Raw genomic sequence first — 14,249 nt, forward strand, 5'->3', positions numbered from 1 at the left:
ACCTCAACCACTTCCCTAACGAGGAAGTTACCCCCGAGGGTGCCATTGGTATTCAACACGCCCATGAACTGCCCGCCGCTATTGCGCGCTTAGCCGCGTAAGCGACGTCGCGGCGAGCGATCATAGAGTCTCTTTTAAAAGTAGGTAGCCAAACGCTCTTTAACGTTTAACTGGTCATCCACTAACAGCAGTTGGCGCCATTTATCGAAGGTTAAACAGGGATGAGAGGCGCCAAATGCGACGATATCACCGACCTCGACATCCTGAGCCTCTTCGGGAAGGTGCACAAAAGCGTGCTGATCCATAATTTTCGTCACTTCCCAACCAGCCACAGGCAATGGCTGCGAGGCGCTACCTGCTTCCCGGAAACGACGCAGGGCAATAGGTAACTGGTCATGACCAATATCACGCTTCCCAAGCGCCACAATGGCAAGCCCAGGTTCGGGAAGCGACTGCACCTGGGCAAACACTTCCAGAGCAGGCTCAAGCCCCTGCTGTAAATCCGGTCGGCGGTCTAATACCGCTGACTGTGCTTCACGATAAAGCCCATGGTCGTGGACGACATAACACCCAGGCCGTAGCACAGGCGTAAATCGCCCCTGCAGCGGTGCGCCCTCAAAGACTTCTGCAATCACGTCATACCAAGCAGAACCTGAGGCCGTTACGATCGGGTTTTCTTGCGCAAAGCGGCCAGCCGCTTCAAGCTCTACCGCTACATCCACCAGATATTGAGCATAAGCACGAATACCCGCTTCGGGGTTATCCCCGTGAACCACCCCTTCATAGCCTTCCAACCCCACTAGTGAAAGCGCAGGCTCATCAGCAATTGCCTCTGCCAGAGAAAGAATCTGCTGCTTATTGCGGCAGCCACAACGACCTCCGGTGACCCCCACCTCAATCAGTAGCGCCAAATTCAAATCACGCTCCGCAAAGAAACGTCCGAGCTGACGCACGTTTTCCTGACTATCGACCACACAGTAAAACGTCGCGCCCTGCTCAATCAGGCTGGCGATGATGGACATATTGGCCTGACCAACCAGTTGGTTCGCCATCAATATCCGAGTGACACCATTGGTGAAGGCCGCACGACACTGGGGTGCAGTGGCAAGTGTGATACCCCACGCCCCCGCCTGGAGCTGTCGCTGGAAAAGCGCGGGCGTCATGGTGGTTTTGCCATGGGGCGCCAGGTGAGCGCCATGAGCCTCGGCGAATCGTTGCATCCAGGCTACGTTATGAGCCAGTGGGCTTTCATGCACCACGGCAGCAGGCAGGCTGACACCTGATAGAAGGTTTGATCCCAATTCCACACCGCCTTTATCCATTACTAATGGCATTGTCTGCATTCGCCCACTTCCTGTTTAGTTTTCTGTTTAATGAAACACATCAATGTTAGATATTTTCACAACCATTGACTTCAGGTTAGAAACTAACATACTTTCTAAATCAGGCAACCCCTAGGAGTCCACGGTGAGCCAAGAAATCGACATCTTGTCACGTATTACCACTGACTTTGCTGCCCTGCGCGAAGCTGAAAAGAAAGTCGCCGAGCTGATATTTGCTGACATCGAGTTTGTCACCGAAGCAAGCATCGGTGACATCGCCCAGCGCGCAGGAGTAAGTGATGCCAGCGTCACCCGATTTGCCCGCGCTATCGGCTGCACGAATGTGCGCGACTTAAAAACGCGCTTAACACGCGCTTTAGCAGCAGGTCGTCGTTTTATACAAGAAGCGACCCCCGAAGACAGTTCAAGCGTGGTGTATGACATTGCCACGCAAACCTTGGCGCTTAACCGTGATCTACTCGCCCAGGCCGATGTAGCAGGCGCGGTTGAACTGCTGGATCAAGCGCGCCAGATATTGGTATTTGGCGCAGGAGGCGGTTCCAGCATTCTCTGCCAAGAGTTTCAGTTCCGTTTAGTTAGACTGGGCTATGCGATCTGCGCTTACCCTCAAGCACTCTTGCCCCGCATGGTAGCGTCAACCCTAGAGCCGAATGACGTCGTCGTTGTGCTATCAGTCACTGGCTACACCCCGGAGATGGTGGAGTCTGCACAAATTGCCAAGCAGTACGGCGCAAAAGTGATTGCCATCACCGCTCTGAATTCTCCTTTAGCCGAAACATCCGACATTGTGCTACCGATTACTTCTCGGGAAACCGACTTCATCTATCACCCTTCAGCTTCCCGCTACGCCATGCTGGCGGTCATCGACGTGTTAGCGCTTGAACTTGCCATGCGCCACCGTGAGCGTTCACGAACTAAATTACGCCGTCTCAAACTTAGCCTCGATGACCATCGCGGTGGCGACAACCGCCAGCCACTAGGAGATTAAGATGGTTTACGACCTGCTGATTCGTAACGCCAACGTATTGGATGGCTCCGGCGCAGCCCATTTTCGTGCCGATGTGGCTATTCAAGGCGAACGTATCTGCGCCATTGGCGACATGCCCTACGCCACCGCCACAACCATTATTGACGCCCAAGAGCGCTATCTGGCTCCTGGCTTTATTGACGTCCACACTCACGACGACACCAATGTTATTCGTACTCCCGAAATGCTGCCAAAGCTGACACAAGGAGTAACGACGGTGGTGGTGGGTAACTGTGGAATCAGCGCCAGCCCCGTGACGCTCGCTAGCGAAGTTCCCGACCCCATGAATTTATTGGGCAAGCTAGAAGACTTTCGCTACCCAAGCTTCAGCGCCTATGCCAACGCCGTGGACGCTGCCGCACCCAGTATTAACGTCGCCGCCTTGGTGGGGCATACCAGTCTACGCAGCCAGGTGATGGATAGCTTTGCCCGGCCTGCGAATCGAGAAGAAATTGCCAACATGGAAGCGTTGCTAAGCCAAGCGCTAGATGAAGGTGCATTAGGGCTTAGTTCGGGGCTTGCCTACCGCAACGCGATACACGCGCCGACCACCGAAATGGCTCCCCTGGTGGCCGCCGTCGGGAAATCAGGCGGCGTCTATACCACCCATCTTCGTGATGAGTTTGCGGGTCTGCTAGATGCCATGGACGAAGCATTTGCCACTGCTCGCAGTGGCCAGGTGCCCCTGGTGATCTCGCACCTAAAATGCGCCGGCGCGGGTAATTGGGGAGGCGCGGGTAAGGCGTTGGGTAAATTAGAGGCAGCCGCCCAACATCAGCATGCTCACTGCGACTGCTACCCCTACACCGCTGGCTCCTCCACCCTCGATCTCGGCCAAGTGACAGATGAGATTGAGATCACCATTACCTGGTCGACACCGCACCCAGAGCAGGCGCGCCGCCCACTTAAAGAGATCGCCGCCGAGTGGGGAGTATCTCTTTTAGACGCTGCCAAACAGCTACAGCCAGCGGGGGCGGTTTACCACAACATGAGTGAAGCGGATATGCAGCAAGTGTTAGCGCATCCGCTCTCCATGGTCGGTTCCGATGGTTTACCGAACGACCCGCACCCTCACCCGCGTCTTTGGGGTGCATTTCCGCGTGTACTAGCTCACTACAGCCGCGATTTAAAGCTAATGCCGCTAGCCGAAGCGGTGCGCAAAATGACCAGCCTTTCGGCAGCTAATTTTGGCTTAACAGATCGTGGCGTGATCCGCATAGGCGCCTACGCAGACCTCACCCTTTTTGATCTGAAAACTCTTGAAGATACAGCCAATTACGAGACCCCTATTGCGGCCGCTAGAGGCATCGAAATGGTCATAGTGAACGGCAAAATCGCCTATCACCAGGGCACAATTTCAGACCAACGCGCAGGCAGGATGCTGCGCAGAACAGAGCGCATTTTGCAATCAATTCCCACCTTTCACCCCAACTAGGAGCAAACCTCATGAGCATTACACGATACGGCACCGAAGGCGGCGTAGGCACCGGCGGTCAGAAGCTGCCCTTTGCCCGCGCTGTAGAGGCAGGTGGCTGGCTATACGTCTCCGGCCAAACTCCCATGACCGATGGCGAAGTCGTTGAAGGCGGCATTGTTGAGCAGACTCGCCTCGCCTTCAACAACTGCCTGGCCATTATGCATGAAGCTGGTTACGGCGTTGAAGATGTCGTACATGTCACCACCGTGCTCACCGATGCGCGCTATTTCAGCTCTTTCAACAAAGTGTTTAAGGAGGTCTTTGGCGACAACCCACCGGCACGCATCTGCAGCGTTCAAGACTTGGTGGTGGATTGCAAAGTTGAGGTTGACGTGAAGTGCTTCCGCGCTGATCGCGCCTAAACACCTAAAAATAACTACCACAAAAAAAGCGCCGTACCCCGGCAAGGGCACAGCGCCAGATTACCGCGTGATTCAGATAAAAGCCCTGCGGTAATCGCTTCCATTGCCTACCTCCGGCCGCGGCAACGGCCGGATCAACAACGATAAGAGGTTAACATGAACAGCCAACTATTCCTTACCACCTTTGTGCTCTACATCGTCGCCATGATTGTGTTTGGCTGGTGGATTTCAAGACACAAACGCAGCAGCGGTGACGACTTCTTGCTCGGCGGGAGAAGCGTACCGCTCTTTCTTACCGTCGGCACCACGGTTGCCACCATGGTAGGTACTGGTTCAAGCATGGGTGCCGTTGGGTTCGGTTATGCCAACGGCTGGGCAGGCGCTTTATATGGCATTGGCGGCGCAATTGGAGTTTTACTACTCGCCGTGTGTTTTGCCCCCGTTCGTAAGCTGCGTTTTATGACTATGAGCGAGGAACTCGCCTATTACGTCGGCGCCAACCGGTTGGTGCGCAATGTGGTCGCGCTACTTATCTATATTGCCTGTATAGGCTGGCTGGGCGCCCATATTCTTGGCGGTGGCCTTTACCTCTCTTGGATGGCGGGTATTGATCTAACGACTGCGCGTATTCTGGTTGCTCTGGGCTTCGGCATTTACTGCGTGGTCGGCGGTTATTTCGCAGTTATCTGGACTGACACTATTCAAGCGGTCGTACTGTTCGCGGGCTTTATCTTGATGGCAATATTGGCACTGATCGAGGTTGGCGGCTTCTCAGGTCTTACAGCAGGTATGGATGCGGGCGCCGCTAGCTTTCTAGGCATTGGTCAGATTGGCGGACTACCGGCGCTATCGCTTGCCGCCGTTATTGCTATCGGCGTACTGGCAACACCCTCTTTTCGTCAGCGCATCTATTCAGGTAAATCAGTGGGCTCGGTACGCCGCTCGTTCTTAATCACCGGCGTTCTTTACTTGGGCTTTTCGATCATTCCCGCGATTATCGGTATGGCCACCCACGCGCTTAACCCTGGGCTCGAAAACAGCAACTACGCCTTCCCTTTTCTAGCCACTGAAATCATGCCACTTGGGCTGGGCTTACTGCTGTTGGTAGCAGGCCTCTCCGCCACCATGTCGAGTGCAAGCTCCGATGCGATTGCCGGCGTTTCCACGCTGATTCGCGATCTGTATGTGCTGGCAACGGGCCGCACGCCCTCCGCACGAAATGTTGTGCGCTTCTCACGTATTGCACTCGTAGCAACCATTGGTCTGGCACTGCTGTTCGCACTAGCCTCGGATAATGTCATCACCTACATCACCCGTATGATCTCGACAATTCTGTCAGGACTGTTTGTGAGTGCCATGCTCGGTCGCTTCTGGCCCCGCTACAACTGGCAGGGCGCGATCGCCACGCTAATTTGCGCGTCGGTGACTTCTTTAACGATTATCGCCAATAGCGACTGGACAGCCTTCTGGGGTAACCCAAGCATTCCTGCGGTGCTTGTAGCACTGGTAGCAGGCGTGATGGTAAGTCTAGTGACACCCGCTTCCCGCGTTACCCCGGAGCAGGCGCTAGCGATTCTTGACCAAGAGCGCCAGCGAATGGAGCAAGTGCCCGAGCCAACACTCACCAGTGATGAAGTGCCCGCTGCATCTCGCTAATTATTAGCCAGTAGTGCGCCAAAAAGCCCCGCTGATGAATTACCTCAGTGGGGCTTTTATAACCCATTGGCGGGGCTGGGCACGCGATCGATAATCCATTGGGCATCCTTACGAGTCGAGACAATCCGGGGAAGTCTCTGGCGGGTTCAACACTGTTTTGGATTTAGCGGGGGATTAGGTAAGCCCAAGTAGGGCTTCTGCTAACTTAACGTCATCGTAACGGTCTATATCAGCGTTATCCGCTGCAAGATCCGTATCGATAATTTGAATACCCATCTGCTTACTGATGATTTCCATCTGCTCAGTTGAAACACTCAGTAACTGCGAATCAAACAGCAGAAAGTCTATTAAGGGTCGTTCTGGCGACCTCGTTTGAGGTTTGAATGACATAGACTTGAATGGCACTGGTTTGAGTGACAAGTGGTGATTGAGCATTCTAATCTGGTCAACCAACGTCATCCCAAACGTTTCAAGATCGGTTCCCAAACTAGGCACATACACCCTCGGCGCTGGATTTTTAGCCAATGCTTTGGTCACGCCTTTGGGGAGTAAATTGGCAATAATGCTGCTGTAAAGACTACCCGGTGGAAAAACCAGCAGCTCAGCAGAGTCGATGAGTAAGCGAGTTTCTTTACAAACTTTGGAGACATCCAAAGTATCGATATCATCCGCTTCCCCCGATAGTTTTATCGATTTAATGGGTGAATCAATTTTTGCTGTTTCTTTGCCGGTAAAGCAATGCTGCCCGATAATTGTCTGGCCATTCTCTAACAACACCTCTAGCTGAAGGTCAGCGTCAGTTGTTGTGCGAACAGTGCCGCGTGTTTTGATGAGCTGACCAAATAGAAAAGCAATCGGGTCCAGTGAGCGATTGTGAATAAGGTAGCCACCGGTCAAGATCAAGTTCCCCACGCTGGCCCCAGCGAGGTCAAAATCCTGTGGCATGTGTTTATAAAACGCAGTGATATAACTCTGAATCAGCGACCGCATAGGCTCTGCAATCGCCTTGAGCAGTGGATGCTTAGCGCTCACCAGTGCCTGTAGGCTTTGCTCCAGCACGGCCTTCTCTTCGCTTTCTTTCAGCTCATTAGCCGTCAGACGATGCGAAAACAGTGCAGCAACGTCAGGATGGCCAGTCACCGAATCGTCAGCCAATGAAAGTAACCGAGCTCGCAAGTCTCCAACGGCAGGCATCGCAAAAGCTCGACGCAATTCGGCGGAGCTGCCACCAGAGTCAAAAGGGGTCACAAGATGAATCGAGTTATGCGTGTAGTCTGTCAGTACCTCAGAGAAGTGCCTGAGTGCCGAACCACCGCTGAAAAAAAGTATTTTTGGCCCTAGTTCCGGCGTTTTACGGTATCTGGCAAGACGCAAATCCTGCCCCTGAGAAAGCTCTCGGGGCATATTAACATGAGCACAAGTAAAGCGATTTTTCTTCATACAACCCTTTGAATTGTAACGAAAACGTAACATAAAAAATGGCACAGTTACTTATAGTAATCCCCCCTTGATTGACACTTTTTACGGTGAGGCAGTCTATCAACGCATCAATTCTAGAGCATTTTTATTTTCTACGATTCGAAGTCGAAAATCACTTCGAGTTAGTTGAAGTTTATGTGACTCAGCCAAGTGGCTCTACTGCGCGACGCCTAATTAATCGCAAGGGTTACCGGAACACGCTACTGGAGAAAGTTGAACTTGCCGTAGCGGTTGATGTACATCGACGTAAAGTCGACGGTGCAGGTTTTCAACAATCCAAGTCGCTTGAGCGCTTGGCAAGATTGCTTGACCAACTGGGGCAGGCCTGCCAAGAGTTTACCGCTATCAATGCTCTGAAACAGCTCCCAGACAAGTCACGTAAAGAGTATGCCAAGCTGATTCGATCGATAGGTAAATCATTGAAGTTGGTGATGATTAATGTCGATGATGCAAACACTCGACAAGGCCTGAAAGTCGGTCACCGAATTCCCAAAATAACCGCCCGCTTAACCGCTGCTTTCGAGCCTGGCGCTTCGGGCATGCGTAACAACGCCGTAGTGGATTTTCAACTTCACCGCATGATTCATCTACTTTCGGAGCTTGCCGACGCCCTACTCTCCGCTAACTTTGGCCCCGCCGTACGCTTACAAAACTACAAGCAGCTGCAAAACGCCGCTCACGTAATGACCGCCCAGAGTGACGATTTTACCGTTGAGCGGCTGGCGCTTACCCGCAGCGGCAGCACCATCGCTACCCTTAAAGCCGAGCACGCCACCTCTGGCAAAATGATGGCAGTCTACAAAGAGGGGGAAAGTCAGAAAGTAATTGAAGAGCTTTACGGGGTAGACCAATGGAAGCGGATCTACCCCAAGGTGGCGCCCACGGTGCTCTCGCATCATGTCGAGCAGGGAGATGAGCTGGGTTCGATGGTGATCGAACACCTCCCCGGCCGGACGCTTGAATCGCTGCTGTTAAACGGCCAGTGGAAATCGGCCAAGCAACTTACCCGCACACTCCAGCGGACGTTGAGGAAAATCTGGAAGACGTCACGTACCAACGAATCTGCTCAGCCCGAGTATATGCAGCAGTTGCGTAAACGGATGCCGGAAACCCGCCACACTCACCCCAGCCTGCTTAGTACGGGCCAGCTAATTTGTGGACTGCCTCGGCCAAGCTTTGACCAGTTGATCGATCACGTTGAAAAGCTTGAACAGCACATCCGGGCACCGTTTTCAGTTCTGATCCACGGTGACTTCAACGTCGACAACATTATTTATGACGAACTCAAAGATCGTATCTATTTTATCGATCTGCACCGAGCTTCTTACTCTGACTATGTTCAGGACTTATCAGTACTCATGGCATCCATTTATCGGCTGCCCATTATGGATGTTTCCCCACGGGCCGAGTTAATGGCATTGATCCGACAGCTATATCAATTTGCGTGTCGATTTGCCAAAGACAATAAAGATACAAGTTTTGATGCGCGTCTAGCCATTGCATTAGGGCGCTCCTTTGCGACATCCACGCGCTTTATATATGACAAAAGCTTTGCCAACCGACTCGCGCTAAGAGCGAGCTACCTGCTAGAAGCAATCACACTTCTGAACCCTGAAGAACTTGAGAACTACAGGTTTCCCCTAGAGGACATTTTTAATGACTAAAAAGCGGATTGCAGTTATCGGGATACCTGGCAAGTGGTCAACCGAAGTTCTTGCAAATCACTTGGAAAAGCACACCGGCTTCCGCTGCATCGTCGATATGTCTGAAGTAGTGCTAGAGCTAGAGACAGGCAAGCTACGCTACCGAGACATTGTCCTCAACGAGCTTGACGGGGTGATCATCAAAAAAATAAGCGAAACGTACTCCCCTGCTGCAGACGATCGTTTACGGATGCTTAACAGCCTTGAAGCGGATGGAGTGCGCTGCTTCAGCAGCCCAAGCGAGGTAATGCGTTTAATTAATCGTCTTGAGGGCACTGGCGCATTGGCCGCGGGCGGCATTGCTCTACCATCAACACGTGTTACAGAAAGTATTGAGGCTGCATTAAAGGCCATCAAGGTGTTCGGAACAGCAATCCTAAAACCACTCTACTCGACCAAAGCCCGAGGCATGGTGGTGTTAAAAGCGTCCGATGGTGTCGCGACCAACACACAAAAGTTGAATAAGTTTAAGTCTAAACATGGACTTTTTTATGGTTCTTCGTCACTTCACGTGGATTTGGCCTGATCGAACAGGCGGCCCACCGGGCTGCCAATCAGGTAGATCATGGCGATGAAGTTGGCCTCGTTCCGGTAGCCGCGTGCGCGTGACCGAGCCGCCTGGAACAGGCCGTTCATGCCTTCCAGGCGTGCGTTCGTCAGTCCCGAGAGCCACCGCCGGACCACCGCGTCGGCATGCCGCTCCAGCGTCGCCAGAGCCTTGCCCATCGGCTTCAACAGTGGCTTCTCGGCAACTGCCGCTTTCATGACCTTGAGGTAGTTCGTGATACGCCACCGAGCCGCCCGCGGCGTCGAGGCCTTCTGGATCCAGCGCAGCTTCTCCTTGATCACCCAGGCATCGGACGTGGCGCTCTGGTCAGCCACCAGTTCCTGGAGCGCCACCAGCTGCTTGGGCGTCAGGTTCTCGTTTTCCAGGCTCTTCAGCAGGGCCCAGCGCAGCGACTTGGGGTGTTCCTGCTCCCGGCGCTCCTTCTTGCGCACTTCGTCCAGCCGCTTGGTGAAGGTCTGCACGATATGGAACCAGTCGACCGTGACCTCGGCCTTGGGAAGATTCTCGGCCACGCCGCTCAGGAAGGCCTGTGACATGTCGCAGACGACCTCGACCACGTTGTCCGGATCGCCGCCATGGGCCGACAGGAAGGCGCTAAAGGCCTTGATGGCGTCTTTGCCGTGGCCTGGGACGGCGAAGATCACCGGCTCCTGCTTGCGCTGCATGTCGAGGAATACCGTCACGTAACGCTGGCCGCGCCGAGAGGCGGTTTCGTCGACGCCGACGGTGGCCACGTTGCTCAAATCCAGCTCCCCCAGCATGCGGCCGACGTAGTGGTGCACGATGCGCCACAGCCGCTTGTCGGAGATCTCCAGCTGCCGGGAGACGGCCAGTACCGGCATCTCCTTGACCAGCGACATGGCGGCTTGCTCGAACAGCAGGGTGAAGTCGCTGCCTGGCCGGGCCCAGGGCACCTCGATGCGCTTGACGCCATGCTCAGGGCACTTGGTGCGGGGCACGCGGGCGTGCAGGTAGCAGTGGTGCTGGAAGAAGTTCAGATGCCGCCAGGTCTTGTCGGCGAAATCGTGAGCCGGGCAGGCCTTGCCGCAGTCAGGACAGGGGTAGAGGCTGCCCCGCTCGGCCTCAACGTAGAGGTCCAGGCGATGGGGTGACACGGAAGTATCCAGATGCTGGTCCTTGAGGATCCAGGGCGCTTCCAGGCCCAGGCCGAGGGTCAGAATCTGGGTGCCGTCCATGTCATGCCTCCTGTCGTCGTGGAGGTCATATCCTGGCCCAGCTCAGGGGGCGAATTCCACACTTGGCGTCGAAGAGCCTTTTTTATCTACAGAAATTCGTTAACTTAGGTGGTCAGGACTTAGGCATGGTCTTTCTGGGCGGCCAGTATTTATGCACCTATGCCCGTGTTGCCAGTGGCGATGCATGGAACACAACGATACACAGCGGTGGAAAGTATCAAGCCTATGAGCCAAGCCAGGAACTGATTGAGCTTGGCCAAAAAGCCCAGTCATGCTTCACGCTAAGCTTTACCACCGTAGATATTGCATTGACCGATGAGGGCCCTGTGGTATTTGAGGTTTCGGCCTTTGGCGGATTTAGCGGCGCGTTAAAAGGCTGTGGCATCGATGCCAGCGAAAAGTTATGTGATTATGTTCTTAGCCAACTTGAAGTAGAGGCCGGCGAATGACCCACCTGTTTGATGAGAAGCAAATAATGCTGGCTAAGGCTGCTTGTCTCTACGAGCTACCGTTGGTGTTCCACGGACTAACACTGCATGTGCTGGCTGATAATCCAGCTATTCTGGACTATCTTAAGCAGTACTACGCCAGCTTGACGGCAAGTACCTCTCCTCACACGCTCTCCCCTCACACGTCCTCTCCTCACGCTGAACAGCGGATATTCCTGCTCGATAGGCAGTTTGATACCAGCGGGATCGATTGGATGCCCGTTAAGCGCAACAAAAGCAGTTCTCTTGGCCTAAAAGAAGCCTATGTGGATACACCGAAAGGACGCTGGATACATAAAGTACGTACGGGAATGGTGCTATTCCAGTCGTTAACCGACCCGGTTGCGACTGGCGATTTAACCCAACATCGATCTCAAGTAGTCAATTTTATAAACAATCAGTTTCTTAATTATCATCAGCGTGACGGCTACCTATTGGGCCACGCATCAGCCTTTGACATTAATGGCAGTACCACCGCCATTGCCGCGAGTTCAGGTGGCGGCAAATCGACATTAATGCTGAAAGCGCTAGAGAGTGAAAAAGCGCGCTTTCTCTCTAATGATCGGATTTTGTTTAAGCCACAAGAGGGTCAGGTCAACGTTATCGGTGTCGCCAAACATCCGCGCGTTAACCCAGGCACGCTGCTTAACTCTGAACGCTTGGTTGCGCTGCTTACCAGCGAGGAGTGCGCCAAGTTGGACCGCATGCCGAAAAGTCAGCTGTGGGATCTTGAGCAGAAATATGATGTGCTGATCCCCAACGCCTACGGCGAGAACAAAACTGCTATTTCTGGAAAGCTACGTAATCTGGTACTCCTTGACTGGTCCTTAAGCTCACTGGAACCCACACGTTTGAGCAGTGTGGATAGCGATAAAACGCCAGAGGCACTTGAGGGTTTACGCAAAAGCCCTGGGGCATTTTTTCAGCAGGCGGATGGCCGTTTCCCTCCCGAACAGACTCAATCTGTCGAGACCTATGCCGATAACTTACGGGGCGTTCAAGTGCTGCGCCTTACCGGCAGCATAGACTTTGAGCGTGCCATTGAACTGCTGCAAGCCAAAGGCATTCTCTGATGGTGGCACTGGCTCTAATCAGGCATGGTGAGTACGCACAACGGGCGGACACACCTAGCGCCCTACAGCCTTATCCGCTGACCGCTAAAGGGGCAGCAGACGTTAGGCAGCAAGCTCGGCAATTCGGCGAGTGGCTATCTACGTCAGGCTACCAACTGACTAGCGAAATACACTCCTCGACACTGTTAAGAGCCTGGCAAACAGCTGAGATCTACCGCGAAGAGCTAGCAACACTCTTTACAGATCCCCCCTACTCACGCTGCTTCTCAGCCCTTTGTGAACGCAGTGTTGGAGCGCTGGCCAACCTCAGTGTTAAGGAAATAGAAAGGATCGTTGCCCAGGATCCTCGCCTAGCGTCCTTACCAGAAGGCTGGAAATCAGCCAGCCACTTCAAGCTGCCTTTCGAGGGTGCAGAATCCCTGATCGAGGCAGGCGAACGAGTCGCGGCGCACTTAACGGCACTTTTAAAGACACCATCACGATGCGCAACGGATAACCGACTACAGCTGGTTGTTGGCCATGGCGCATCCATACGTCACGCTAGCTATCATTTAAATGTAATACCCTTCAGCGATATTAAGCGGTTAAGTATGTTTTACGGACACCCCGTCGTTTTTGAGCAACAGGCGGAAGGCTGGAACCGATTGTATGGAAACTGGAAGCACCGGCACTTGGCAGACCCAATCGATTAAAAGGTGGCAACTTATAAGATGGCGACGATGACCGCGTTGGACTTTATTCCGAAGGTCAATTTCTTTTATGGCCTTGGCACTTTCGGCATTAAAAAAATCATCATCATACTTTCCAATAATATCTTCTGTGGGCCGCTTAAAAAGTTCACTTATTCGACGATTGACGTAACGATACCTTAGCGAGGAAGACTTAATATAGATATATGCATCTACACTGTCTAAAATCGTCGTCAATAGTGCTTCATGGGTATTTAACTGTTCTCGATTAATCTTCATACGGCGTTTAAGCATTATATTGCCTAAAAGCGCTACAATAAGCAGTAACACTAGTAAGCTAATACCACACCATGCCCAGGCGGGAATTAGCTGGGATGGTCCTGGAGTAGCCCGCCATGCACTTAGCGTTTCATAATAAGCAGAGCCTTTATCCTGCTTCCATCGACGTAGAACATCATCAATACGACTCAGTACCTCATCAGGAAGTTGTGGGGATGCAGCATAGAACAGCCTTGCTGGCTGAAAAATAACAGGTGTGTCACTCAACCCATAATCGTGAGCCCGCCAGCCGCCAAATAGATGGTCGGCGGCCACAAGGTTTGCCTCTCCATCCGCCACTGCCTGAAACCCTTCAGAGAAATTACTCACGGGCAGCCAAGTGACGCTGATATCAAAACGCTCGGTTACCGCCGCCAAATAGCGTTGCTGAGCGGAGCCTGATACTACGGCTACACGCTGCTGCTCAAGATCAAAAATAGCGCCGACCTTAGCCCCTTCGCGCTGGTAAAGCTGTGACCAACTATGCATCACCGGCTCTTCATGAAACGCGATACGCTGAGCACGCTCTTCACTCCAGGCAACATCAGGTAGTAAGTCAATGTCTCCTTGCTCTAACAGGGTAAGACAGTGTTGAAAGTCACATTGAAGACTTTCCAGCTGCCACTGCTCTTCTCTGGCAATCGCCTGTAAAAGGTCGCCTAGTACGCCTCGAGGGCGACCTTCATCGTCAGCGAAGAGTTTTGGCGGATTGTGGTACACACCAACAGTCAGTGTCTCAGCCGATACGGGAGTTGTTACTAAACATCCACCTAGCAGTAATGCCCCTGACATAACGTGGGCTAGAACGCACAACGCACCCTTTTGAGTAGAAGGTAAGCGAGGTCCGAAGCAGCCCAACGTCTGGAACAT

General features: G+C 53.1%; 13 protein-coding genes. 9 read left to right on the forward strand and 4 right to left on the reverse strand.

The window, feature by feature from the left end:
- Positions 1–134 precede the first annotated feature (134 nt).
- Positions 135–1,343 (reverse strand): amino acid deaminase, encoded by a 1,209-nt coding sequence (locus INT22_RS18965; protein ID WP_193061232.1) that lies wholly within the window; start codon positions 1,341–1,343, stop codon positions 135–137.
- Positions 1,344–1,467: 124 nt separating this feature from the next.
- On the opposite strand from INT22_RS18965, the gene INT22_RS18970 reads away from it, so the two are divergent.
- From INT22_RS18970 to INT22_RS18985, 4 genes are all read left to right on the forward strand, one after another.
- Positions 1,468–2,331: a MurR/RpiR family transcriptional regulator gene (locus INT22_RS18970; protein ID WP_193061231.1), complete on the forward strand. Its 864-nt coding sequence runs from the start codon at positions 1,468–1,470 to the stop codon at positions 2,329–2,331.
- 1 nt (position 2,332) lies between these two features.
- Positions 2,333–3,805, forward strand: a complete 1,473-nt coding sequence (locus INT22_RS18975) for an N-acyl-D-amino-acid deacylase family protein (RefSeq protein WP_193061230.1) — start codon at positions 2,333–2,335, stop codon at positions 3,803–3,805.
- Between the two features lie 11 nt (positions 3,806–3,816).
- Complete coding sequence (locus tag INT22_RS18980) at positions 3,817–4,209, forward strand: RidA family protein (protein WP_038485767.1); 393 nt, start codon at positions 3,817–3,819, stop codon at positions 4,207–4,209.
- A 156-nt stretch (positions 4,210–4,365) separates the two neighbouring features.
- On the forward strand, positions 4,366–5,865 hold the full coding sequence (locus INT22_RS18985; protein WP_193061228.1) for a sodium:solute symporter family protein: 1,500 nt from the start codon (positions 4,366–4,368) through the stop codon (positions 5,863–5,865).
- 174 nt (positions 5,866–6,039) lie between these two features.
- On the opposite strand, the gene INT22_RS18990 is transcribed toward INT22_RS18985, so the two are convergent.
- A complete protein-coding gene (locus INT22_RS18990) occupies positions 6,040–7,305 on the reverse strand; it encodes a GAK system CofD-like protein (RefSeq protein WP_226912921.1) in 1,266 nt (421 codons plus the stop codon).
- Between the two features lie 176 nt (positions 7,306–7,481).
- On the opposite strand from INT22_RS18990, the gene INT22_RS21940 reads away from it, so the two are divergent.
- Positions 7,482–9,008, forward strand: a complete 1,527-nt coding sequence (locus INT22_RS21940; protein ID WP_193068757.1) for an aminoglycoside phosphotransferase family protein — start codon at positions 7,482–7,484, stop codon at positions 9,006–9,008.
- The gene (locus INT22_RS19000) at positions 9,001–9,573 is read left to right on the forward strand and encodes an ATP-grasp domain-containing protein (RefSeq protein WP_193068758.1); all 573 of its coding nucleotides are present in this window, start codon (positions 9,001–9,003) and stop codon (positions 9,571–9,573) included. The genes INT22_RS21940 and INT22_RS19000 overlap by 8 nt, the downstream gene beginning before the upstream one ends.
- On the opposite strand, the gene INT22_RS19005 is transcribed toward INT22_RS19000, so the two are convergent.
- Positions 9,555–10,811, reverse strand: coding sequence for an ISL3 family transposase (locus tag INT22_RS19005; RefSeq protein WP_193061118.1), 1,257 nt, complete (start codon positions 10,809–10,811; stop codon positions 9,555–9,557). The two genes, INT22_RS19000 and INT22_RS19005, sit on opposite strands and share 19 nt — an antisense overlap.
- A 62-nt stretch (positions 10,812–10,873) precedes the next feature.
- Between INT22_RS19005 and INT22_RS19010 the strand changes: the two genes are divergently transcribed.
- From INT22_RS19010 to INT22_RS19020, 3 genes are read left to right on the forward strand one after another with little or no spacing between them, the layout of a single operon-like run.
- On the forward strand, positions 10,874–11,260 hold the full coding sequence (locus INT22_RS19010) for a hypothetical protein (protein ID WP_226912922.1): 387 nt from the start codon (positions 10,874–10,876) through the stop codon (positions 11,258–11,260).
- Positions 11,257–12,372 carry an HprK-related kinase B gene (locus INT22_RS19015; RefSeq protein WP_193068759.1) on the forward strand — a complete coding sequence of 372 codons (1,116 nt, stop codon included), beginning with the start codon at positions 11,257–11,259 and terminating at the stop codon, positions 12,370–12,372. Before INT22_RS19010 ends, INT22_RS19015 begins: the two co-directional genes overlap by 4 nt.
- Positions 12,372–13,064 (forward strand): histidine phosphatase family protein, encoded by a 693-nt coding sequence (locus INT22_RS19020; RefSeq protein WP_193068760.1) that lies wholly within the window; start codon positions 12,372–12,374, stop codon positions 13,062–13,064. The genes INT22_RS19015 and INT22_RS19020 overlap by 1 nt, the downstream gene beginning before the upstream one ends.
- Here the strand turns inward: INT22_RS19020 and INT22_RS19025 are convergent.
- Positions 12,957–14,249 carry a transporter substrate-binding domain-containing protein gene (locus INT22_RS19025; RefSeq protein ID WP_226912923.1) on the reverse strand — a complete coding sequence of 431 codons (1,293 nt, stop codon included), beginning with the start codon at positions 14,247–14,249 and terminating at the stop codon, positions 12,957–12,959. The genes INT22_RS19020 and INT22_RS19025 overlap by 108 nt on opposite strands.

Origin of the sequence: Halomonas sp. 3D7M (assembly GCF_014897885.1) — a bacterium.
Taxonomy (GTDB): domain Bacteria; phylum Pseudomonadota; class Gammaproteobacteria; order Pseudomonadales; family Halomonadaceae; genus Vreelandella.